The organism is Microbacterium sp. PMB16 (assembly GCF_051294855.1).
GTDB lineage: Bacteria > Actinomycetota > Actinomycetes > Actinomycetales > Microbacteriaceae > Microbacterium.
Genome location: NZ_CP145908.1, coordinates 138,320 through 161,335, shown reverse-complemented (window position 1 = coordinate 161,335; position 23,016 = coordinate 138,320). Strand labels below are relative to the sequence as shown.

The following is a 23,016-nucleotide window of genomic DNA, read 5'->3' as shown; positions in this document are numbered from 1 at the left end:
GACGCGATCGGCGCGTGCCGGGTCACAGCGTAGTCGCTCCCCAGGCAAAAAGGAACCGGTTCCACATTCGGACCGCGGGAGCGCTCCCATCACGGTGGGCGAAGAAGTGTGAAAGGTTGCGAGCTTGTGACCCTTTGTTGTTGTGCCGGGAAGCGGAAGCCCAGTAGGTTGGCCTGGAATCGGTTCCTGAACGACGCCAGGGGTGGCGTCGAACGAGGGAGGAACCTTGTACTCGAAGAGGAGAATTCACATGACTCTGTCACAGCGTTCACGGCGGCTCGTACCGCTCGCACTGCTCGGGGTGGCGGGCATCACGCTCGCCGGTTGCGGGGCTCCCGGCGGTGCGCCCGGAGGCGGCGACGACGGTGGCGGTGGCGGAGACAACACCGTCACGATCTACGGCACGATCGTGGAGGGTGAGGCGGAACTTCTCGCGCAGTCCTGGGCGGACTTCGAGAAGGAGAACGACATCACGATCAAGTACGAGGGCAGCCAGGACTTCGAGACGCAGCTCGGCACCCGCGCACAGGGTGGCAACCCGCCCGACATCGCGATCTTCCCGCAGCCGGGTCTCTTCGCGGACTACGCGTCGCGCGACCTGCTGAAGCCGGCTCCGGATGCTGTCAAGAAGAACGCCGAAGAGGGCTGGACCCAGGGCTGGGTCGACTTCGGAACCTACGACGACACCTTCTACGGCGCACCGCTGATGGCGAGCGTCAAGGGCTGGGTCTGGTACTCGCCGACCAAGTTCGCCGAGTGGGGCGTGGAGGAGCCGAAGAGCTGGGACGAGCTGCTGACGCTCACCCAGACGATCAAGGACAAGAGCGGCGCTGCGCCGTGGTGCGCCGGCTTCGAATCCGGTGTCGCGACCGGCTGGCCGGGCACCGACTGGATCGAGGACCTCGTGCTCCGCAACGCCGGTCCTGACGTCTACGACCAGTGGGTCAAGAACGAGATCCCGTTCACCGACCCTCAGATCAAGGACGCGTTCGACGCGACGGGCGAGCTGCTGCTCAACCCGGAGTACGTCAACGCCGGCTTCGGTGACGTGCGCTCGATCAACTCCACCGCATTCGGCGATGTGGCAGCCAAGGTCGCCAGCGGCGACTGCGCGCTGACGCACCAGGCCTCGTTCCTCTCGGGCTTCTTCCCCGAGGGCACGAACTTCGCCGAGGACGGCGACGTGTGGGCGTTCCTGCTTCCGAGTGCCAACCCGGACGAGACCCTCATCACCGGCGGCGGCGAGATCGTCGGCGCGTTCAGCGAGGACGAGGCGACGCAGAAGGTGCTGGAGTACCTGTCCAGCCCCGAGTGGGCGGACAGCCGCCTCGCTCTCGGCGGCGTGACGTCGGCCAACAAGGGCGTGAACCTCGACGTGGTCGAGGACCCGATCCTGCAGGAATCGATCAAGCTCCTCCAGGACGACTCGGTGACGTTCCGCTTCGACGGTTCGGACCAGATGCCCGGCGCAGTCGGCTCCGGCACGTTCTGGAAGGGCATCGTGGCCTGGGTCAACGGGACCTCGACCGACGACGTGCTCACGCAGATCCAGACCGGCTGGCCTTCCAGCTGATCGGATGAGGAGGGCCGCCCCACTGGGCGGCCCTCCTTCTCGCACCCGGCCAGCGCACCGTCGCGCCGACCGTTGATCAGCTCCGTCTCATGAAGGGGAATCCGTGAACGCGACTGTGTTCTTCCAATGGATCGGGTCACTCCCGCCCATCCTCCAGGCCGTCGCCGTGGTCATCGCATTCGCGGTGGTCGTGGTGGTGATCCTGCTTCTCGTCGACATCGCACCGCGCCGCGGCGCGATCTACACCGGCATCCGCCTCGCGATGTGCCTGCTCATCCCGCTCGCGGTGATGTTCTTCTTCCGGTCCTACTATTGGGCGATGGGAGTGGCGGTCGTCGTCGGCGCCGTGTTCTTCTTCCTCGACTACAGATCGCGTCAAGGCGCGGGCTACCTGATCCAGCTGGTCGCCTTCATGGCCCCGGCGATGCTGCTGCTTCTGGCGGGGCTCATCCTGCCGTCGATCCAGACCGTGTATGCGTCGTTCTGGAACTCGACCGGGAGCGACTTCGTCGGCTTCTCGAACTACCTCTGGATCTTCACGCAATCCGACGGCGTCTCATCGGTCGTGAACACGATCGTCTGGGTGCTGCTGGTCCCGACGCTCTCCACCCTGATCGGTCTCGCGTACGCGGTCTTCATCGACAAGACGCGCGGCGAGAAGATCTACAAGCTCCTCGTGTTCATGCCCATGGCGATCTCGTTCGTCGGCGCCAGCATCATCTGGCGCTTCGTCTACGCGTACCGCGGCGGCGAGTTCGAGCAGATCGGCCTCCTCAACCAGATCCTGGTCTGGTTCGGCGGCGAGCCGCAGCAGTTCCTGCTGAACGGCCCGTGGAACAACCTGGCGCTCATCGTGGTGCTGATCTGGGTGCAGACCGGTTTCGCGATGGTCGTGCTCTCGGCATCCATCAAGGGCGTGCCTGCCGAGCTTCTCGAAGCAGCGGAGCTCGACGGCGCGAACGCCTGGGAGAGGTTCTGGTCGGTCACGATCCCCTCGATCCGCCCGGCGCTCATCGTCGTGCTCACCACGATCTCGATCGCCTCGCTGAAGGTCTTCGACATCGTGCGTACGATGACCGGTGGAAACTATGGGACATCCGTGCTGGCGAACGAGATGTACACCCAGTTCTCCAAGTTCGAGGCGGGACGCAGTGCTGCGCTCTCCGTCATCCTGTTCATCCTGGTGCTGCCGATCGTCATCTATAACGCGCGCCAGATCAAGAAGCAGCGGGAGATCCGATGACCGACACCGTGAAGTCAGACGCCGCCTCCTCCACACGGGCGATCACCACCGGCCAGCGGTTCGACGCCTCAGCCGGACGTGCGCGCAAGCGCCTCAGCCGACCCTGGGCGACGGTCGCGTCGATCGTGATCGCGGTCTTCTGGACCATCCCGACGGTCGGGCTGTTCATCTCGTCGTTCCGCAACAGGGACGCGATCGAGACCACGGGATGGTGGACGGTCTTCACCAACCCGCAGCTGACGCTCGACAACTATGCGGCAGTGCTGCAGTCGGGGACCACGCAGCTGACGATCCTCGAGTCGTTCTTCAACTCGATCGTCATCACGATCCCGGCCACGATCATCCCGCTGATGATCGCGGCGATGGCGGCGTACGCGTTCTCCTGGATCGAGTTCAAGGGACGCAACGCGCTGTTCATCTTCGTGTTCGCGCTGCAGATCGTGCCGATCCAGATGGCGCTCGTTCCGCTGCTGTCGTCGTTCTCCCGAGGGATCAACCTCTTCGGAGTCCAGGTGACGCTGGGGCTCGATGTCGCGGGCGGTTACGCGCAGGTCTGGATCGCGCACACGATGTTCGCACTGCCGTTGGCGATCTACCTGCTGCACAACTTCATGTCGGAGATCCCGGGCGAGATCATCGAGGCCGCGCGCGTCGACGGCGCCTCCCGTGGACAGATCTTCTTCCGCGTGGTGCTGCCGCTCACGATGCCGGCGATCGCATCGGTGGCGATCTTCCAGTTCCTCTGGGTCTGGAACGACCTCATCGTCGCCCTGGTGTTCGCCGACGGTGCCGCATCGCCGATCACCAAGGTGCTCGCCGAGATCACCGGTCGCGGCGAGGGCTGGTACCTCCTCACGGCCGGCGCGTTCGTGTCGATCATCGTTCCGCTCATCGTGTTCTTCTCGCTGCAGCGGTACTTCGTGCGCGGTCTCCTGGCGGGATCCACGAAGGGCTGACCCTTCGTCAAGCTCAGGGACCGCCCTTCGAGCGAAGCGAGACGAAGAACGGATGCCGCGGGTGGCGCAACATGGCCCCACCCGCGGCATCCGTCCCCGTACCCTGAAGTCATGAAGTACGCAGACTCGATCGTCGACCTCGTCGGCGACACGCCCCTCGTGAAGCTCCAGCACGTCACCGAGGGCGTCGCGTGCACCGTGCTCGTCAAGCTCGAGTACATGAATCCCGGCGGGTCCTCGAAGGACCGCATCGCCGCGCGGATCATCGATGCCGCCGAGGCATCGGGAGATCTGAAGCCCGGCGGCACGATCGTCGAGCCGACCAGCGGCAACACCGGTGTCGGCTTGGCGCTGGTCGCGCAGCAGCGCGGGTACAAGTGCGTCTTCGTGCTGCCCGACAAGGTCGGCGAGGACAAGATCGACGTGCTGCGGGCGTACGGCGCAGAGGTCGTGGTGACTCCGACCTCGGTCGCGCCCGACAGCCCGGAGTCGTACTACAGCGTCAGCGACCGGCTGACGCGGGAGATCCCCGGCGCGTTCAAGCCGAACCAGTACGAGAACCCGAACGGCCCGCGCAGCCACTACGAGACGACGGGCCCCGAGATCTGGCGCGACACCGACGGCGGCGTGACCCATTTCGTCGCGGGAGTCGGCACCGGCGGCACCATCACCGGCACCGGCCGCTACCTGCGCGAGGTGTCGGATGACCGCGTGCGCATCGTGGGCATCGACCCGGAGGGCAGCGTCTACAGCGGCGGCACCGGCCGACCCTACCTCGTCGAGGGCGTGGGGGAGGACATCTGGCCCGGCGCCTACGACCCGAGCGTTCCGCACGAGATCGTGGCGGTCGGCGACGCGGAGTCGTTCGCGATGACCCGGCGGCTGGCGAGGGAAGAGGGCATCCTCGTCGGTGGTTCCAGCGGCATGGCGGTGGTCGGCGCGCTGCGCGTCGCGCGCGAGCTGCCGGCGGATGCCGTGATGGTCGTGCTCCTCCCGGACGGTGGCCGCGGGTACCTCGGCAAGATCTTCAACGACGGCTGGATGCGCTCGTACGGCTTCAGCGACGTGGAGGAGGGGGAGACGGTGGCCGATGTGCTCGCCGCCCGCTCGGTGCGTCAGGCCGAGGGGCCGCACCCGATGCCGGATCTCGTGCACGCGCACCCGACCGACACCGTGCTCGAGGCGATCAGGATGATGACCGAGTACGACGTCTCCCAACTCGTCGTGTTGAGCGCCGAGCCGCCGGTGATGATGGGCGAGGTCGTCGGCACCGTCGACGAGAAGGGGCTGCTCGACCTGCTCTTCCGCGGTGAGGCCGAGCCGACCGACGCTGTGGGCACGCACGTGGGGGAGCGGCTTCCGCTCGTCGGCATCCACGCCTCCGTCGCGCAGGCGCGGGTCGCGCTCGCCGAAGCGGATGCGCTGCTGGTCACGGAAGACGGCAAGCCGCACACCGTGCTCACCCGTCAGGACCTGCTGGCGTACCTGTCCCGCTGACGCGCGACGTAACGGGCCCGACCGCGTCGCGCGGCCGGACGTAGGCTGAGAGACATGTCCGAGCACTCCTTCGCCACCCGAGCCATCCACGCGGGCCAGGCGCCCGACCCCGTCACGGGCGCGATCATCCCGCCGATCTACCAGGCCTCCACGCATGTGCAGGACGGCATCGGCGGGTTCCGCGAGGGCTTCGAGTACAACCGTGCGGCCAACCCGACGCGGTCATCTCTCGAGACTCAGCTCGCCGCACTCGAGGGCGGTGCGCACGCGCTGTCGTTCGCCTCGGGCCTCGCCGCGGAGGACGCACTGCTGCGCGGCATCCTCAAGCCCGGCGATCACGTGCTGCTCGGCAACGACGCCTACGGCGGCACGTACCGCCTGCTGACGAAGGTGCTCGCGCCATGGGGGATCGAGACGACCACGGTCGAGCTCGGCGACGTCGCCGCGATCCGCGACGCGATCCGCCCCGAGACGAAGATCGTCTGGCTGGAGACCCCGAGCAACCCGCTGCTGAAGATCGTCGACATCGCGCAGATCGCCGAGATCGCCCATGCGGCGGGTGCGATCGCGGTCGTCGACAACACGTTCGCCTCGCCGGCGCTGCAGCAGCCGCTCTCGCTCGGTGCCGACCTCGTGGTGCATTCCACGACCAAGTACCTCGGCGGGCACTCCGATGTGCTGGGTGGCGCGGTGGTGTTCGGCGACGACCGCTTCTTCGACCAGGTGAAGTTCCAGCAGTTCGCAGTCGGCGCGGTCTCGGCTCCGCTCGACGCCTGGCTCACGACCCGCGGCATCAAGACGCTCGCGGTGCGCGTGCGTCAGCACTCCGAGAACGCTCAGGCGATCGCGGAGTGGGCGGAGAGCCGCCCCGAGTTCGCGCAGGTGTACTACCCCGGCCTCGCTTCGCACCCCGGTCATGAGATCGCCGCGCAGCAGATGAGCGGATTCGGCGGGATGCTGTCGCTCGGGCTCGCCGGTGGGGCGGATGCCGCGCGGGCCTTCGCCGAGAGCACCTCGCTGTTCCAGCTCGCGGAATCGCTCGGCGGGGTGGAGTCGCTCATCGGGTACCCGTCCGAGATGACGCACGCGTCGGTGCGCGGCACGCCGCTCGCCGTGCCGGAGAACGTGGTGCGGCTGTCGGTCGGCATCGAGGACATCGGCGACCTGATCGCGGATCTCGAGCAGGCGATCGCCCGCCTCGGTCGCTGAACTCGGCGCTCTCAGGTCTGAGGGGCCCCGGAGGCGGACGACTCCGATAACATGGATTCCTCCCCGTTCGAATCGTTTCGATTTCGTGCGCCCTCAGCCTGAACCCGGAAGGACCGTCGTGTCCGACGCTCCACGCACTGACTCCATCCCGACGACACCGCCGCCCGAACGCACTGCGACGGGCAGCATCCGCACGTCCACTCCCACCGGGGCCATCCGCACTCTCGGGAGCAACCCGGCGACCGCGCCGATCATGCTGCACCCGGGAGATGCGATCTCGCTCGGGCGGCGCACGCTGTACATCATCCTGCTCGGCGCTCTCACGGCACTCGGGCCGTTCACGATCGACCTGTACCTCCCGGCGTTCCCCGTGCTGGAGGAGGACTTCCAGACCACGGCGGCCGCGATCCAGCTGACGCTCACCGGCACGATGATCGGCTTCGCGGTCGGTCAGCTGGTGGTCGGACCACTCAGCGACAAGGTCGGGCGGCGCCTGCCGCTCATCCTCGTGACGGCGCTGCACGTGCTCGCGAGCTTCGCGGCCGCGTTCGCACCCGACCTGGCGCTGCTCAGCGCGGCGCGGGTGCTCATGGGCATCGGTGCCGCGGCCGGCGGTGTCGTGGCGATGGCGATCGTGCGCGATCTGTTCGGCGGCAAGCGACTGGTCGTGATGCTGTCGCGACTCGCGCTCGTGTCGGGCGTCGCTCCGGTCATCGCGCCCCTGATCGGCTCGTGGCTGCTCACCCTCATGCCGTGGCGCGGGATCTTCGGCGTGCTCGCGGCGTACGGCATCGTGATGCTGCTGTCGGCGATCATCTTCATCCCGGAGACCCTGCCCGCAGCGCGACGTCAGGGACGCAGCGGCGCCACGATGCTGCAGCGCTACCGCTCCGTGCTCTCGGACCGCGTGTTCATCGGCGTGCTCATCATCGGCGGCATGAGCTTCTCCGGACTGTTCTCGTACCTGTCGGCATCCCCGTTCCTGTTCCAGGAGACCCACGGCCTCGACGCCCAGCAGTACGGACTCCTCTTCGCGGTGAACTCGCTCGGCGTGGTGACGGGCGTGCAGGTCGCGTCGCGGCTCGCCGCGCGCTTCGGGCCGCAGTGGGTGCTGGCGTATTCGACCGCCGTGCTGCTGCTCGCCGGCGTCGCGATCATCGTCACGGATCAGCTCGGCCTCGGGCTCTGGGGAACGGTCGTGCCGCTCTTCGTGTTCATGACCGCGTGCGGATTCACGCTGCCGAACGTGCAGGTGCTGGCGCTGGACCGGCACGGGAAGGCGGCGGGCACCGCAGCCTCCATCCTGGGAGCTGCGAACTTCGGCGTGGCCGGTCTCATCTCACCGGTGGTCGGTTGGATCTCGAAGGATGCCGGGATCACGGCCACCACGATGGCCTCCGTGATGGTCGGGTGCGCCGTGATCGGCATCCTCTCGCTCTGGTTGGTGGTGCGTCCGCGCACCGTGGGCATGCTCACTCCCTGAGCGTTCAGGATCGATCCGACAGAATGGGACGATGAACAGGCGGACGCTTCTCTGGTGGGGTGTGGGCTGTCTCGCGCTCGCTACGGCTCTGGGAGCCGCGATCGTCTTCGGGTTCGAAGAGCCCCCGGCCCTCGACCAGTGGTGGAACGAGACGGTCGCGAGCGTTCGAGGCGACTGGATGTACGGCTTCGCGCTGGCGCTGAACTGGATCGGCGGCGGGTGGGTCGCGATCCTCGGCGTGCCGCTGCTCGCCATCCTCGCGCTCCTGCTCGCCCGTCGCTGGCGAGGCGCCCTGTTCGCGGCGATCTGCTTCGCGCTGAGCGCAGGCGCCGTGCAGCTGCTCAAGCAGCTCTTCGGGCGGGCCCGGCCTGAAGACATGCTGGTCCTCAGCGACTACGGTTCCTTCCCGTCCGGGCACACCGCGAATGCGGCGACGATCGCCCTGGTCTTCTGGGTGCTCTTCCCGAAGGCCTGGACCGCGATCGTCTGCGCCGTGTGGATCCTCGCGATGGCGCTGTCGCGCACCTTCCTCTCCGTGCACTGGGTGACCGACACGCTCGGCGGCGCGCTCGTCGGCGCGGGCGTCGTCCTGGCGCTCGCCGCGTGGCTCCTGCCGTGGGCGCGACAGCACGGGGCGCGACAGCCGAAGACAGAGGCGATCCGCCGGTAGGCTGGGGGATTCCCCGAATCCTCTGAGGAGCCCCCGTGCCCAGCATTCGTCCGTACCGTCCGTCGGACCGTGCAGCTCTGTACGAGATCTGCGTGAAGACGGCAGACGCCGGAGGCGATGCGACCGGCATCCTCTCGGATGACGACCTCTGGGGAGACCTGTTCGCGGTGCCCTACGCGGAGCGGCATCCGGATCTCTGCTGGGTCGTGGAGACGGATGACGGACGCGCGATCGGCTACATCGTGGCGACCGACGACACCGACGCGTTCTACTCCTGGTTCCGCGATGAGTGGTGGCCGCCGCTGCGCGAGCGGTTCCCACGGCCCGACGAGATCATCACCCGCGAGGACCGGATGATCGACTACGGCTACACCCGGATGCCGGGCATCGAGCCGAACGCCGCCGAGTATCCGGCGCACCTGCACATCGACCTCCTGCCGGAGACGCAGGGCCACGGCTTCGGGCGCCGCCTGATGGAGACGCTCTTCGCCGAGCTCACGCGTCGCGGGGTCACCGGGCTGCACCTCGGCATCGACCCGAACAACGCCGGCGCTGCGGCCTTCTACGAGCGGATCGGGATGCATCGGCTCGAGTCCGCACCGGGTGGGCACCTGTACGGGGTCAGGTTCGATACCGCCGGCTGAAGAGTTCCTTCCCGCTGCAGGGACGCGCGTCGGATGAGAGCTCTGGTCCGAAGGCCATGTCCCGGATCAACCTCCGATGCCCAGCCCCTTTAAGACGGTCATCGTCGCGCTCCAGGCGCCGGTGCCCTTCGAGATGAAATCAAAGAGGGCATTGGCCTTCCTTGCGGCGCTGGCCAATCGACCAGAGTGAAGGTCGGCTTCCAAGGCTTCGGCTGCCGACTCCGCTTCTTCCACGGCATTCGTCTGGTCCCGCGGCATCGAGCGCACGTCGGACCTGAGCGCCGTGATGAGCAAGGACAACTGATCAGGCGTCAGGGTCTCGATACGCGACGCGTGGTTCTTCGACTTCGCGTGATCGCCGATTGCTACAGCGCTGTCCGAGACATCGCCGAGCTTGACGTCGATGTTCTTCTGCTTACCGATCTTCTGCTTCCCGATGAGAGTCTCGATGGCGATGTTGATCGGCTGCCCGTTGGCGAGCTGATTCCAATCGCGGTCGCTGAGCTTCACGTATACCGGAGGTCGAGCGAGGACATTCCACCACAGCACCTGGAAGAAGCTGCTGAAAGAGTCACCCGAGTACGCCGGCTGAAGGATCTTCTTCCCGAACAGGTCGTCGAGGACGACGAACTTGTTCGCTGCCGACATCTTCTTGCCACGCCAGAACCTTCCGAGCCCGACGGGGTCGCCCTGCGACGGAGATTGCTCCTTCACGTACGTAAGAAGTTCTTTCCGAAGGCTGTACCAGTGTGCGTCGTCGAGTGTCGCCTTCCGCAACATCCTGCGCCGCAACAGGAATGGCGTGATCACGAAGACGAGCAGGAAGATGATCAGAATCACACTGATCACGAGCGCAGGAATCCCCCAGACCGGCCACTGAGAGAAAGCGGTCAGGAAACCCGACGGCGTAGGCGTTGGAGCGGGGGTCATTCGATTCCCTCCATAAGGGTGGTCAGTGGATAGTGCCGGGATTGAGGTCGACGAGACTTCTGCGAACCGGTCGCCATCGCACGCGCGGGACAGCGGTGCTCATCACCGACGGTCTTCGTCTGTGGCGCCGGTGCGGTGTGCCCTGGGCGTAGGCACGCAGCTCATCGACAACGACACGAAGATATCCCGACTCAGTCCAGGTTGTCTGTCCTCATTTCGGCGGACAGACGAAGGTGCCTAGGTAGCAGGTCCGTCGTCTATTCACCCGCCGCGGTGATATCGCGGCGCTCTTGCCTGAATCTCATCGGGCTCGATGTTCGCCAGTGACGAAGGGACTGCGGCGCTCGATAAACGTCAAAAGGGCCCCCGCTGGCGCGGAGACCCTTCTGACGTTTGGCGGTGACGGCGGGATTCGAACCCGCGGTTGCTTGCACAACACACGCTTTCCAAGCGTGCTCCTTCGGCCGCTCGGACACGTCACCAAGGAACAACCTGTTCATCTTATCCGATCGACCGGGTGCCGAGTGACCGCGCTATGCGGCCGGGATCTCCTCGACGCGGTGGTAGACGGGAAGCCCTCGTTCACGGGCGATCGCGACGTCGTTGTCCGCGCCGGAGGATTCGCCCGGCAGGCGGAGCACGGCATCGCAGTGCTGGAGGAGGCGGGCGGCGGTCTCGTACATCACGTCGCCCTGTGCTGCCTCGGTCTCGTCGAGTCCGCGGAGGGTCGGCAGGGCGACCCATTCGCCGATCATCGGCACGTGGCCGAGGCGATGGATGGGGGCGGCCGCGGCCTCGAGCGTCTCGAGGTTGCGGGCGATGGCGGCGGGATCTCCGCCGGTGCCGGAACGGTAGGGGCCGGCGATCAGGATCAGGAGTGGTTTCTGCATGCGGCACACTGTAGCGTTAACCGTGCAGGAACGTGCAACAACAGGAAAGAGTAAGAATGCTCGGTGTGCAGCGCAAAGAACATCTGCTCGGGCTCCTGGCCGCGGAGGGGCGGGTCGTCGCCAAGGCGGTCGCGGCTGACCTCGGGGTCTCCGAGGACTCCATCCGGCGCGACCTGCGCGAGCTCGCCGAGGCGGGGGCCTGCATCCGCGTCTACGGTGGAGCGCTGCCCGTGCCCGCCGCGGATGTCCCTGTGGCGCAGCGCCTGAGCGTCGCGAGCGACAGCAAGGAACGCGTCGCCCGCGCTGCCGTCGCTCGCATCCGTCGGGCATCGACGATCATCCTCGATGCCGGGACGACGACTCTGGCGATGGCGCGGATGCTGCCGCACGGAGCCGACCTGACGGTGATCACTCCGAGCCCCGCCGTCGCGCTCGCCGCCCTGGAGCACTCGGCGGCGCGTGTGCTGATGGTCGGCGGCGAGCTCAGCAGGCACTCCGGTGTTGCGGGAGGGGCGCTGGCGCAGGAGGTGATCGCACGTCTCGCCGCCGATGTGTTCTTCCTCGGCGTCACCGGGGTCGACCCGGTGCACGGACTCACCACTGGCGAGTTGGACGACGCGGTGACCAAGCGTGCACTCGCTGCGCGCAGTGCGGAAGTGCTCGTGCTCGCGAGCGCCGAGAAGGTCGGAGCCGTGTCGCGCTTCCCCGTGCTCGCGCTCGACGAGGTGTCTGGCGTGATCGTCGATCCGCGGGACGAGAATCCGCTCGCCCGTGAAGTTGCTCGCGCGAGATAGCCACCGCATGACGCCCTGTGGTCGCCGCACTCTTCCTGCACAGTCGCCCCACAGCTGAAATATTGCACTCGGTGGAGTAACTCTCTTACCCTCAGGTGAGGACACAGCGTCCTCATTCGACTTCTGGGGGGAAGATGAGCGCGATCTCGACGAGCGCACCGCGGAGCAGCCATCGGACGGCGGCCGCATTCGAGCAGTACGTGAGCGGCCGCCGAGCGATCGGCAGCGGCTGGGTGTTCTTCCTCGAGTCCGGGGAACACGTCGGGGAGGTGCTCCGCATCGCCGCCTCCGGTGACGCGGTGATCGCACCGTCCACGGCCACCGCCACCGCCGGCGCCGTCGCCGTCGCCGGCATGGACTCGGACGGCGGGGTCGGGGTCATCGGCTACGACGGTGACTGGCAGGAGCCGGGCGACGAGATGACGCTCGACCGCCGCCACACGTTCGAGCTGCAGGACTACCTGGCCGCGCCCTTCATCTCCATCGTGGGGCTCACGGTCGTGCGCCAGGGAACGGCTGCGGGCATCGCCGCCTTCTTCAGCGACGCCGATTCGGCCCGGACATCGGGCGCCTTCGTGGACCAGCTGCTGAGCAGCGCGGTGCTGCTCGACTCCCGGGCGTCCTTCGTCGGTGGCGCAGCGCCCGAGCTGGCGCGGGTGCACGTCACCGCAGACGGCGAATACCGGGACGGTCCCGACGGGCTGCTGCTCGGCCGGGTGGGCGATTCTCGCGCCGCCATCGACGCGGCAGCCCTCTCCGGCGCCGGGCGCGGGCGAGCCTTCGCTCGGATCATCGCGGGGCCCGATCTCAGCGTGGCGCTCGACGCTCGGCCGTGGTTCGAGCGCTATGTGGCGGCTCTCGATCTGCTGCGCCAGTGGGACCGCACGCAGACGCGCCTGGCGATCTCGGGATTCGGCGGCCACCTCGTCTCCGCGCTCGACGATTCCGCCACCGAGGCGCAGGTCGTCTCGGCCGATGCGCCCTTCCTCGTCACAGTCCACGACGACGAGCACATCCTCGTCGAGCGCGCGGCCCGCCGCCGGTTCCGCCTGGGGCTGGATGCGGCCCGCGCCGCCGAATGCCTGATCGCCACCGGCGATGAAGACGCAGCATCCAGGCTCCTCTCCGCAGGCCTCGGTCGTGCCACGCACGAGGCGGGGCGGGTGGTGCGCGAGATCCGCACGCGGTTCGCCGCCGTCGGAATCGATCTCACCTCCTTCGCCCGAGGCGCCGAGTGACGGGGACCGTGGGTCTCCGCCCGCTGTGGGAAGGGCTGACTCCGCCCAGCGCCTGGGCCCGCCCGACGGAGCATGCCGTGGGAGCCAGGGGAGTGCGGGTCCTCACCGCCGGCGGCGGCTCGCTGCTGTGCGCGACCAGTGGACTCTGGAACGTCCCGCTCGGGTACGGCAACGAGGCCGTGGCGGATGCCGTCGGCGCGGCTCTCCGCTCCGCCTCCTACCTGTCGCTCTTCCGCTCGTCCCACTCGTTCGCGCACCACGCGGCGGAGACGTTGCTCTCCCTCGCCGGCGCGGATCGCTACGCCCGCGTGGTGTTCTCGACCTCCGGCGCCGCCGCCAACGACCTCACCATGAAGCTGGTCCGACAGGCCGCCGCGCTCGAGGGAGCCTCGCACCGCAACATCGTGGTGGGTCTGCAGGGCGGGTATCACGGACTGACGTACGGGGCGCTGAGCCTGAGCGGTGACGCCCTCGGGCAGTCGGTGTACGCCGCCGACCGCCGGGCCGTGCGGCACGTCTCCGCGCACGACGGCGGTGCGCAGCTGCGCCAGCTCTTCGCGAGAGAGGGCAGCCGGATCGCCGCCCTCGTGCTGGAGCCGGTTCTCGGATCCGGCGCGATCGCCCTGGACGACGAGTTCCTCGCCGCGGTCGCCGAGGTGCGCGCGGCGTTCGACTTCGTGCTGGTCGCCGACGAGGTCGCGACCGGCTTCGGCCGCACCGGTGTCCTCTTCGCATCGGAGCGCTGGCCGGTGGAGCCTGACGTGCTGGTGCTGTCGAAGGCCCTGACGAACGGTGCAGCCGCAGCATCCGCCGTTCTCGTGTCCGGCGCGGTGTGCGGGATCTTCGATCGCGACGATGCGGTCTTCGTCCATGCCGAGACCCAGGCGGGCACCCCCGCATCCTGCGCCGCCATCCTCGCCACCGTGGCCGAGTTCGAGCGGCTCGACGCACTTCGCCTGGCGCAGGATCTCGGGCGCTCCCTCGACGCGACGATCGCCCGGATCGGCGAACACCCCGGCGTGGTGGGCACGCGGGGCACCGGCTGCTTCCGGTCCCTGCTCCTCGCCCACGACGGACGGATGCTCGGCGGCGCCGAGATCGCGCAGGTCGTGGCATCCGTACGCCGGGCAGGCGCGATCGTGCAGCCAGGGCCGGGATGCATCCAGCTCGTGCCCGCCTACGTCTACGAGCGCAGCGACCTCGACGAACTCGAGACCGCGGTGCTGCACGGCCTCGAAGACAGCGGGGTCGCGGCGTGACCATGATCACCGAGTCGTACGAGCCTGTGCGCGTGACCGCCGGTGCCGCGTCCACCGCCGCGTCGCTCGCACGCTTCCGTCTCGGCGACCGGCCGCTCGTGATCCGGGACTCGGCCGTCGAGCCCGTCGGCCTGATGATTCCGCCGGGTGCGGTCGACCTGAGCGTCGAAGCCGCGGCCGGAGACATGCATCTCATCCCCGCGCTCCTCGCCGCCGGTCGCCGCGCGACATCCGTGGTCGCGCTGGGCGGTGGGTCCACTCTGGATGCCGCGAAGATCGTCCGGATGTTCCTCGCCGCACCCGGCCTGGCCGCGCCGGTGCGCGCACTCGCCGAGCGGAGCGGATTCGTCCGCATCCCCGCGCTCGTCGCCGCGAGGAGCGCCGAGCTTCCGCTGCTCGCGATCCCGACCACCCTCGGCACCGGTGCAGAGGTGAGCAGCGTGGCCTGCCAGGTGACTCCGTGGGGACGACGGCTGCTGGCCGGCGCACATCTGCGACCCGATCACGCCGTCCTCGATCCGGTGCACACCTCGACGCTGCCGTGGGCCCTGCAGATGGAGGGCCTGCTCGAGGTGATCCTGCGGGTGCTGGCGCCGTTGATCGGAAGCCCTCCGTCGCTCGCCGCCGACCATGACGCGCGTGCGATCGTCACCGGAGCGGTCGCGCTGGCCGAATCGCTGCGGGCCGGATACCTCGGCGCCGAGGAACGACTCCTGGCGGCGCAGCTGAGCGCGGCGAGCCATCGGAGCTGGGCACTCGTCGGGCGAGAGAGCTACGCGGCCAAGCACTGGTACCTCGCCAATGAGCTCTCCTGGGTGACGGACACCCGGAAGATCCCCGCGACGATCGCCGTGCTGCCCGCGATCTGGGGTCGTGTCGCCGAGGGTGACGACCGCTGGGGATTCCCGGAGCGGCTCGCTCTCGCCTGGTCCTGGGTGCGGGGTGCTATCCCCACGCTGCCGACCGATGTGCGCGACGGGCTGCCTGCGTTGTTCGAGCGCTGGGGTCTGCGTGCGATCGACGCACCGCGCACGGCGCAACTGCACGAGGCGGCGCTGCGGGTGCACGAATCGTGGGGTGGATCCTTGCCCGCTCTCGGGCGGATCGGAGTCGCCGAGATCCACGAGGTCTTCGCGGAGTCGTTCCCGACCGCCCTCGCCCTGCCCATCGAGCACCGGGAGGAGGTGAAAGCGAAATGACCAGTGCACTGGATCTGCGCATCGAAGAACTCCCGGCGATGGACGCCCCGTCGGAGTGGACCGACTTCGTCAACGGAGTCCTGACGGGACTCGCCATCGTCGCGATCGGCGCCGCCGTCACGTAGGCGCCGCCGGTGGTGACACCCGAAACAACTCAGAGGAGGTGAAACACATGGAGATCTCGAACGAACTGCGATTCGAAGAACTCGAGTCGATGGACGCACCCGACTTCTGGACCTGGTACGCCGCGGTCAAGATCGGCGTCGTCGTCGGCCTCATCGGTCTGGCCGCGACCTGATCCGCTGATCGGGACCGCCCGCCATCGACAAGGAGAGGAGGTGAGCACATGGATCTGAGCTTCGAGGAGATCGAGGCGATGGACGCGCCGGAGCCCTGGTACATCATCGTCGGCGACATCATCATCATCGTCGGCGCCGCCGTCGCACTCACCTGACGAAGTCGAGGGCGTAGCGGATGTCACATCCGCTCGGCAGCAGTTCGTGCATCCGCTATGCCCCCGACCTCGCGAACCAGCATCCCACGACAACCCATCTCCTGACACCCAGGACATTCCCGAGAGGAGCATCGACCATGTCCGAGCCGCACTTGACCCGGTCTGCCGCGCAGCTGCTCGCCGCGCTCGACCCTGATGCGACCGTCGATGAGCTGTACGGCGAACGCGGTTCGGAGATCTACGACGCGATGACGGCCGGCGACGACAGCGAGGTCCGCGAGATCCTGCGGGCGGGCAGCCGGACCAGGGGGAGCATCCTCGAACTCGCGTGCGGCGGGGGACGACTGACCCTGCCCCTGGCCCGCCTCGGCCGCGACGTCGTGGCGCTCGACAGCTCGCCGCGGATGCTGGAGATGCTCGAGGCTCGCGCGCGGAGCGCCGGCGTCGACCGGATCCACCCGCTGCTCGGAGACATGAGCAGCTTCGACCTCGAGCAGGAGTTCGGTCTGATCGTGCTCGCGACGACGTCGGTCACCCTTCTGCCCGAGGCGGCGCGTCGCACCCTGTTCGCTGCCGTACGACGACACCTGGCACCCGACGGCGTCTTCCTGATCTCGGTGCACGCCGTCGAGGTCGGACGGACTCGCGCCGGGACGATGCTCGTTCCGCTGTCGTCCGGCGAGCCCGACGTGGTGCTCCTCACCGAAGAGGTGAACGATGCGGGCGGATACCGAGACGTCAGCGTCGTGCGCGTGCGCCGGAGTCAGGGTGAGCTCGTGACGGAGGCGTTCGCGTCGCGGGTGCATCTGATCGAGGAGAGCGGGCTCCGCGAGGAGCTTCATCGATCCGGGCTCGTGGTGGATGACGTGGCAGCCGTCCGTTTCACCGAGGGCGTGCGCAGCGTTTCGATGATCGCGTGCTCTCGATGACCCCCGCGCTGCAGACCCTCGCCGTGGAATCCGGACTCGCTCGGGAGTTCGCCGTCGTCGCCCCCGACGGTGCCCGCGCGGCGCTCTGGAAGGTGCTCGTCGACATCGGGCTCGGGGACGGCAGCGACTACCCTCTCGCCCACGTCGGCGCCTACGACCTCGGTCGCCGCCGGGCACTGGAGCGCGGCGCGGGCGAGGCGGTCGAACGTTTCGCCTTGGCTCGGGAGGCCCCGCCCGAGGTCCGCGGCACGCTCGGCATGCTCCGGGCGGAGGCGGACACCGAGGTGTGGTGGCCGCGGTGGGTGTGCGCAGACGCTTTCCGGGCCGTGACGTTGGGCTGGTACCGGGCGATCCGCATGGCGGACTCGCAGCCGGTGCTGGTTCCGGCCCACGCCGTCGACGACGACGGCGGGCGACGTCACCGGTCGGCCGGGACCGCCGCCGCGCTCTTCGACCCCTCGCCCTCCGGTGCCGCCGCCGGACTGGATGCCGACTCAGCGGCACGCGCTGCGCTCCTCGAGGTGATCGAACGTGACGCCGTGCTGTGCGCCTGGGGCACCGGCATCGGGGTCGGGCCCTTCGAACCCGCGGGCGCCGATCCCGACATCGCCCGGCTCGCCTCGGAGGCGGAACGCGTCGGCCTCCGGCCGGTGTTCGGCACGATCTCCGGTGTCGCCGCGGGTGTGCACGTGATCTGCTGCGCGATCGTCGACCGATCAGCGCACGGTGCCCTGGTGTCCTTCGGATCCAAGGCGGCGGAATCCGTCGGGGCCGCGGCGCGAGGGGCTCTGCAGGAGGCGCTCCAGATCCACGAGCTGCTCGACAACCTGCGGACACGCGTGCCGCGTCCGGCGGCGTTCGATCGGCCGGACCCCGCGCTGGTCGTGGACGATGTGGCGCGCGCCTGGTGGTGGACGACGGATGCTGCAGCGGATTCGATGGAGGACTGGATCGCCGCGTGGTCGTGCACCTCGCGCCCCTCGAAGGCGGCGGCGGGCGCGCCGACGGTGGAACGCCTCGTCGCGGAAGTGACCCGTGACGGCGGGAGCCCGATCCTCGTCGATCTCACCGCACGGCTCCCGCGCCCGATCCGGGCACTCGGCTGGCACGCGGTCAAGGTCGTCTGTCCCGGGTATCAGCAGCTGCGTCTCGACGAATCGCTCGACGCGACCTGGGATCGCACCCGGCTCACCGCGTGGGGGCACCGTCATGGCGCTCCCCCGCGTGCCCTTTCCACGCTCCCGCATCCGCTGATCTAGGAGACGAGACTTTGACCGACAACCGCAGTCCTCGCGCCACGTCGCCGGCTCCGGATCCCGCGCGCCCCGCCCTCGCGCCCCTCGTCACCGTCGATGCCCCGCTCGACGACGACGGTGCCTGGATCATCGCTCACGACGGTGTGCCGAAGGCCCGAGTGTCCGCCCCCGTCGCCACGGTCGCCCAGCGGTTCACCGGCGCGGCGACCGTCGACGAGATCGCGGCAGACCTGGGCCAACCCTGGACCTCCGCCGACATCGACCGCGTCGCTCGGCACCTGGCCGATGCCGGGATGCTGGCGCGCGTCGGTGCCGTTCACGAACGGACGGCCAGAGCGCGCCGACGCTCGCCGCTGCGATTCCGGCCGCCGCTCACGGTGCAGCTCAGCTTCGGCGACCCGCGGGCGCTCTTCGCGGCCCTGCGCCCCCTGAGCCGTCTCGCCCTCGGTGCCCCGGGGCTGCTGGTCGCGCTCGCCGTGGTACTCGGCGGGGTCATCGCCGCGGTTCTGGGGTGGGGAGACCTGATCGGCGTGCTTCAGCGCCCGTTGCCCCTGCCCGTGCTCATCTGGCTCGTCGCCGCGATCGTGCTCACCACCCTCGTGCACGAGTGCGGGCACGGGGCAGCGCTCAGCCGCTTCGGCGGATCGCCGCGGCGGATCGGCGCGATGCTGTTCTACCTGGCTCCCGCCTTCTTCTGCGACGTCACGGACGGGTGGCGCCTCTCCCGACGCCGCGAGAGGGTGATCGTCGCGCTCGCCGGGCCGGCCGTGCACCTGCTCCTCGCCGCGGCGGGCGTCATCGCCGCACGGTTCGTCTCCGATGCGCAACTGCACGCGGGCCTCGTGCTGTACTCGCTGTCCTGTCTGGTCATCGGCGTCCTCAACCTCCTCCCGTTCGTGCAGTTGGACGGATACCTCGCGCTGATGTCCGCCCTCGATCACCCGCACCTGCGCCGAGATGCGATGGATGCCGCCGCGCGGGCGACAGGCGCAGCACTCCTCGGCATCCGCGCCGAAGGACCTCCCGAGACGGAGCGCGGATCCCGGTGGGGCTGGTTCGTGGCGTACGGACTCGTCTGCCGCCTGTTCCCGGTCGGACTGGTCGCGTTCATTCTCTACCGCTACTCGATCTCGATGGCCGGGCTCGGCATCGCGCCGGCCCTGGCGTATCTGGCGACGCTGACCCTGGTCGCGGGAGTGGCCGTCGTCGGGGCGTTCCGTCTTCTGCGAAAGCTCAGGTCAGCGCGCCCGGACTGGCGGCAGGCCTCGGTCACCGTCGTCGTGGGGGCGGCCGTCGCCGGCGCGGTGCTCTTCCTGATCCCGTTGCATCCCACCCAGCACATCGGCTTCGCGGTCGACGATGACGGCGTGCGGCTCGTCGCGGGCAGCGGGGCGCAGCTGCCGTCGGCGGGAACGGTGGTCGAGCTGGAGACCGGCGGCATGCTGCTGCCGCAGTCTCTCGGCAGTGCGGTCGTCGGAGACAGCGGTGCGCAGCGCGATGTCGTCGATCTCGCGGCGCTCGTGCCGCTGTCGGAATCCGCTCTCACGGCGACGGCATGGTCGACGGCAGCGGTCGACGTCGAGAACCTCTCGACGCTCCCGGCGTTCGGTCGCGCTCGCTACGCGCAATCCGAGTCGATCGGCGTCGGCGCGTGGCTGTGGCAGACATTCCTCGCCCGCCCGATCGGCGCGCTCGGATCGGAGGCAGCGCGATGACCCCCGCCATGACCCCCGCGCCCGACGAGACCGAGTCCGAGGTGCGCCGGATGCTGCGCCGCGCACTGACCCGCGCCGTCGCAGAACTCGGCGCCCGCGTTGTCGATGACGCCGTGTTCGGGTGGCGCGACCGCTCCATCGGCTGTGTGGTCGAACGCGGCGACTCCCGGCTCTGGCTCCGCGTCGTCTGGTCCCGAGCCGAGTGGGCGCGGGGCCACTGGTGGACGGGGAACCGGGATGCCGGCGAGATCAGATCGGTCGCGAAGCCGACCGTAATCGAAGTCAGCGAGCGAGGGGATGGGCCCGTCGTGACGCGCGCGGAGCTCATGACCCTGGCCACCGGAACACCCGTGTCGGCGACCCCGGAGCTGCGTGCCGCGCCGTCGGTGGACGGCGCCTGGTGGACGGATCTGCGACACAACCTGCACTTGGTCGCGCGCACGCCGACCACGCGGACGGCCGTCGACCCCGACGGGGTCTGCCGTCGGATCTTCGTCTTCTTCGGGCACGAGCTCCGCACCGACCCGCGCCGATGGCGGGCGAGCCATGGTGATCTCCACTGGAACAACCTGCACACCGCGCCCTTCGGGATCGTCGACTGGGAAGCCTGGGGCCTCGCACCGCGCGGGTACGACGCGGCCTTCCTGCTCTGTCACTCCTTGGCGATCCCCGAGGTCGCGGAGGAGATCGCACGCCGCTTCCGCCACGACCTCGAGACAGAGGACGGCGTCGTCGCCCAGCTGTACGTCCTCACCAAGCTGCTCACCCGCGCCGACGGCGGGGAGCATCCCGAGCTCGTGGCGCCGATCCATCGCCACGCCGACCGCCTGCTCGGTCGCACCCGCCCCACCCGACCTCTCACGCAAGGAGTGAACTCATGACAGCGGTCGTCAGCTTCGAAGGATTCAGCAAGAGCTATGGCGGCGATGCCGTCGTGAGAGATCTGAGCTTCACGGTGGAGAGCGGTTCGGTGGTCGGCCTGCTCGGGCCGAACGGCGCCGGCAAGAGCACGGCGATGCGGGGTCTGGTCGGACTGCTGCGCCCGACCTCGGGTTCGGCGACGGTGTTCGGCGAGCCGTTCGCCGCACTTCCCGCCCCCGCCCAGCGCGTCGGCGTGCACATGGACGGTCTGGGTTTCGAGACGGGGATCACCGCCCGCCGCCACCTCGACATCTATCGGCTCGCGGCGGGCGTGCCGCGCTCGCGTGTCGACGCCGTGCTCGAGCAGGTCGATCTCGCCGCACACGCCGGGAAGCGGGTGCACCGGTTCTCGACAGGCATGCGGCAGAGGCTCGGATTGGCGACCGCGCTGCTCGGCGAACCCGAGCTGCTCGTGCTGGACGAACCGGCGAACGGACTCGATCCCAGCGGAATCCGGTGGCTTCGGGGATTCATCCGCGCATTCGCCGCCCGCGGCGGCACGGTGCTGGTCTCCAGTCATCAGCTCGCGGAGCTCGAACAGACGGTCGACGAGGTCGTCGTCATGCGTCGGACCATGCTGTTCCACGGGCCGCTCGCATCGCTCACCTCCGGGGGAGCGGCCACCCTGGAGGAGGGCTACTTCCAGCTCATCGACGGTGCCGAGGGAGGATCCCTCCGTGTCTGACGTGCTCAAGAGCGAACTCCTCCGCAGTTTCAGCGGGCTCGCGATGCTCGGCGTCGCGTCGTTCGCCCTCCTCATCCCTTCGCTGATGCTCACCGTCGGTCCGCCGGTCGAGGGCGTGCGGCAGCTCGACGACGGAACCGCCACCCGCATCGTCTTCGGGCTGATCGCGTCGATCGGCGTCGTCGCCATGTACCTGGGCAGCTACTCCGTCTCCCGCGAGCACTACTACCGGTCGATGCCGCGATCGCTCGTGATCACCTCGGTACGCCGGGTCTTGGTGTCCAAGCTCGCCGCCAGTGCGATCACGAGCGTCCTGCTCTGCGTGCTGGGTGGTGCCATCTGGGCAGGCGTGAGTGCGGTCGTGCTCGCCTGGCACGGAAGGCAGCTGCAGCTCGACGCGGCGTTCTGGGCGATCCTGCTCGGCTCCCTCTTCGCAGCCGTCTGCGGGGCGGCGATCGGCACCTCGCTGGGCTGGGTCGTCCGCAACTACTACGCCGTCTCCGGCGTGGTCCTGCTGATTCCTCTCATGATCGAGCTCCCGCTGTTGTTCACCCTTCCCATGGTCGAGCGTTTCCTCCCGGTCGGAGCCTTCGCCGGCGTCACCGGCGCCCCGATCGACGGCCTCCTGCCATGGTGGGGGAGTGCGCTCGTCCTCGTCGCCTGGGTGGCCGGCACTGCCGCGCTCGCCGTGGTGATCGTCCGCCGGCGCGAGCGGTGACCGTGATCGACCGGAGGGTGCCCGCGATCCGTCGTGCCCCCGCCGCACGGGCTTTCGCCGCCGAGTGGCGACGGCTGCGCGGTGACTTCCTGCCCTGGGCGTTCCTGCCCCTCGCTCTGCTCTCCGCGCTGTCGCTGGCCGCCTCGCTGCCGACCGACCTGCGCTCGGCGCCGCCCGCGGTCATCGACATCGTTGGAGCGGGGTTGCGGGAATCGCTGTTCGGCGGGCTCCTCATGATCGCCGCCGTTCTGGGCGCGCTGGGGATCACGCTCGCCGACCGAGCCGGGGTGCTCGCACGGGAGCAGGTCTTCACTTCGCCGATCCTGTCCTTCGCATCGCGCGCGGCGTCCAGCGCGATCGCGTCCGCGTTCTTCGGCGCGTTCGGCGTCGCGGTCGTGCAGACGGTCTTCCTCACCCTGTCGGGAGCACCCCTGCTGACGCTGACCACGGCGATGACCGCGACAGCGGCGACCGCCGGGGCCGGGCTGTGGGGCTACCTCGTCGGCATCCTGATCCGCAGCCCGATCCTGGTGCTCTTCGTCGTGCCGGCAACGCTGATGCCGGCGCTCGTGCTCGTCGACCTCCTTCCGGACGTCGCAGCCGTGCTCCCGCTGCCGGCATTGCTCGCGGCGGCGGGGGTGAGTGGCGCGAAGCGAGTCGGTACGGGAGAGGGAATCGCGGTGTCGCTGGTGTGGCTCGTGGCGCTCGCCGTGGTGGCTGTGATCGTGCTCCGGCGACGCGATCGACTGTGAC

Annotated in this window: 24 protein-coding genes and 1 tRNA gene; 22 read left to right on the top strand and 3 right to left on the bottom strand. The window is 69.0% G+C overall.

Annotated elements, in window-relative coordinates; translation table 11 throughout:
- Window positions 1–250: 250 nt before the first annotated feature.
- From V5D55_RS00835 to V5D55_RS00800, 8 genes are all read left to right on the top strand, one after another.
- Window positions 251–1,573: an ABC transporter substrate-binding protein gene (locus V5D55_RS00835; protein ID WP_435746720.1), complete on the top strand. Its 1,323-nt coding sequence runs from the start codon at window positions 251–253 to the stop codon at window positions 1,571–1,573.
- A gap of 103 nt (window positions 1,574–1,676) precedes the next feature.
- Entirely contained in the window at window positions 1,677–2,816 is a 1,140-nt protein-coding gene (locus tag V5D55_RS00830) for a carbohydrate ABC transporter permease (RefSeq protein WP_435746718.1), read from the top strand.
- Window positions 2,813–3,772, top strand: coding sequence for a carbohydrate ABC transporter permease (locus tag V5D55_RS00825; RefSeq protein WP_435746716.1), 960 nt, complete (start codon window positions 2,813–2,815; stop codon window positions 3,770–3,772). Before V5D55_RS00830 ends, V5D55_RS00825 begins: the two co-directional genes overlap by 4 nt.
- 111 nt (window positions 3,773–3,883) lie before the next feature.
- Window positions 3,884–5,269, top strand: coding sequence for a cystathionine beta-synthase (locus V5D55_RS00820; RefSeq protein ID WP_435746714.1), 1,386 nt, complete (start codon window positions 3,884–3,886; stop codon window positions 5,267–5,269).
- Between the two features lie 54 nt (window positions 5,270–5,323).
- The gene (locus tag V5D55_RS00815) at window positions 5,324–6,478 is read left to right on the top strand and encodes a cystathionine gamma-synthase (protein ID WP_435746712.1); all 1,155 of its coding nucleotides are present in this window, start codon (window positions 5,324–5,326) and stop codon (window positions 6,476–6,478) included.
- Between the two features lie 118 nt (window positions 6,479–6,596).
- Window positions 6,597–7,961 carry a multidrug effflux MFS transporter gene (locus V5D55_RS00810; RefSeq protein WP_435746710.1) on the top strand — a complete coding sequence of 455 codons (1,365 nt, stop codon included), beginning with the start codon at window positions 6,597–6,599 and terminating at the stop codon, window positions 7,959–7,961.
- A 31-nt stretch (window positions 7,962–7,992) separates the two neighbouring features.
- Window positions 7,993–8,631, top strand: coding sequence for a phosphatase PAP2 family protein (locus V5D55_RS00805; protein ID WP_435746708.1), 639 nt, complete (start codon window positions 7,993–7,995; stop codon window positions 8,629–8,631).
- Window positions 8,632–8,666: 35 nt separating this feature from the next.
- A complete protein-coding gene (locus tag V5D55_RS00800; protein WP_435746706.1) occupies window positions 8,667–9,275 on the top strand; it encodes an N-acetyltransferase family protein in 609 nt (202 codons plus the stop codon).
- 66 nt (window positions 9,276–9,341) lie between these two features.
- Here V5D55_RS00800 and V5D55_RS00795 read toward each other — a convergent pair whose 3' ends face one another.
- From V5D55_RS00795 to V5D55_RS00785, 3 genes are all read right to left on the bottom strand, one after another.
- Window positions 9,342–10,124, bottom strand: a complete 783-nt coding sequence (locus V5D55_RS00795) for a hypothetical protein (protein WP_435746704.1) — start codon at window positions 10,122–10,124, stop codon at window positions 9,342–9,344.
- A 475-nt stretch (window positions 10,125–10,599) separates the two neighbouring features.
- Window positions 10,600–10,687, bottom strand: a tRNA-Ser gene (locus V5D55_RS00790).
- 51 nt (window positions 10,688–10,738) lie between these two features.
- The gene (locus tag V5D55_RS00785; protein WP_435746702.1) at window positions 10,739–11,095 is read right to left on the bottom strand and encodes a DUF4406 domain-containing protein; all 357 of its coding nucleotides are present in this window, start codon (window positions 11,093–11,095) and stop codon (window positions 10,739–10,741) included.
- 56 nt (window positions 11,096–11,151) lie between these two features.
- On the opposite strand from V5D55_RS00785, the gene V5D55_RS00780 reads away from it, so the two are divergent.
- From V5D55_RS00780 to V5D55_RS00715, 14 genes are all read left to right on the top strand, one after another.
- A complete protein-coding gene (locus V5D55_RS00780; protein WP_435746700.1) occupies window positions 11,152–11,889 on the top strand; it encodes a DeoR/GlpR family DNA-binding transcription regulator in 738 nt (245 codons plus the stop codon).
- 134 nt (window positions 11,890–12,023) lie between these two features.
- A complete protein-coding gene (gene mpaB / locus V5D55_RS00775; RefSeq protein WP_435746698.1) occupies window positions 12,024–13,127 on the top strand; it encodes a daptide biosynthesis RiPP recognition protein in 1,104 nt (367 codons plus the stop codon).
- Window positions 13,124–14,386, top strand: coding sequence for a daptide-type RiPP biosynthesis aminotransferase (gene mpaD, locus V5D55_RS00770; protein ID WP_435746696.1), 1,263 nt, complete (start codon window positions 13,124–13,126; stop codon window positions 14,384–14,386). Before mpaB ends, mpaD begins: the two co-directional genes overlap by 4 nt.
- A gap of 2 nt (window positions 14,387–14,388) precedes the next feature.
- Complete coding sequence (locus V5D55_RS00765) at window positions 14,389–15,585, top strand: iron-containing alcohol dehydrogenase (RefSeq protein WP_435749237.1); 1,197 nt, start codon at window positions 14,389–14,391, stop codon at window positions 15,583–15,585.
- Entirely contained in the window at window positions 15,582–15,710 is a 129-nt protein-coding gene (gene mpaA1, locus V5D55_RS00760; RefSeq protein WP_435746694.1) for an MpaA1 family daptide-type RiPP, read from the top strand. Before V5D55_RS00765 ends, mpaA1 begins: the two co-directional genes overlap by 4 nt.
- Before the next feature lie 47 nt (window positions 15,711–15,757).
- A complete protein-coding gene (locus V5D55_RS00755) occupies window positions 15,758–15,883 on the top strand; it encodes a daptide-type RiPP (protein WP_435746692.1) in 126 nt (41 codons plus the stop codon).
- Window positions 15,884–15,931: 48 nt separating this feature from the next.
- A complete protein-coding gene (locus V5D55_RS00750) occupies window positions 15,932–16,039 on the top strand; it encodes a daptide-type RiPP (RefSeq protein WP_307380230.1) in 108 nt (35 codons plus the stop codon).
- A 137-nt stretch (window positions 16,040–16,176) separates the two neighbouring features.
- Entirely contained in the window at window positions 16,177–16,968 is a 792-nt protein-coding gene (mpaM, locus tag V5D55_RS00745) for a daptide-type RiPP biosynthesis methyltransferase (protein ID WP_435746690.1), read from the top strand.
- Window positions 16,965–18,227, top strand: a complete 1,263-nt coding sequence (locus V5D55_RS00740) for a YcaO-like family protein (protein WP_435749235.1) — start codon at window positions 16,965–16,967, stop codon at window positions 18,225–18,227. The genes mpaM and V5D55_RS00740 overlap by 4 nt, the downstream gene beginning before the upstream one ends.
- Before the next feature lie 11 nt (window positions 18,228–18,238).
- On the top strand, window positions 18,239–19,939 hold the full coding sequence (gene mpaP, locus V5D55_RS00735; protein WP_435746688.1) for a daptide biosynthesis intramembrane metalloprotease: 1,701 nt from the start codon (window positions 18,239–18,241) through the stop codon (window positions 19,937–19,939).
- Entirely contained in the window at window positions 19,936–20,820 is an 885-nt protein-coding gene (locus V5D55_RS00730) for a phosphotransferase (RefSeq protein WP_435746686.1), read from the top strand. The genes mpaP and V5D55_RS00730 overlap by 4 nt, the downstream gene beginning before the upstream one ends.
- Window positions 20,817–21,545: an ABC transporter ATP-binding protein gene (locus V5D55_RS00725; protein ID WP_435746684.1), complete on the top strand. Its 729-nt coding sequence runs from the start codon at window positions 20,817–20,819 to the stop codon at window positions 21,543–21,545. Before V5D55_RS00730 ends, V5D55_RS00725 begins: the two co-directional genes overlap by 4 nt.
- Complete coding sequence (locus V5D55_RS00720) at window positions 21,538–22,263, top strand: hypothetical protein (RefSeq protein ID WP_435746682.1); 726 nt, start codon at window positions 21,538–21,540, stop codon at window positions 22,261–22,263. The genes V5D55_RS00725 and V5D55_RS00720 overlap by 8 nt, the downstream gene beginning before the upstream one ends.
- The gene (locus tag V5D55_RS00715) at window positions 22,260–23,015 is read left to right on the top strand and encodes a hypothetical protein (protein ID WP_435746680.1); all 756 of its coding nucleotides are present in this window, start codon (window positions 22,260–22,262) and stop codon (window positions 23,013–23,015) included. Before V5D55_RS00720 ends, V5D55_RS00715 begins: the two co-directional genes overlap by 4 nt.
- Window position 23,016 lies beyond the last annotated feature (1 nt).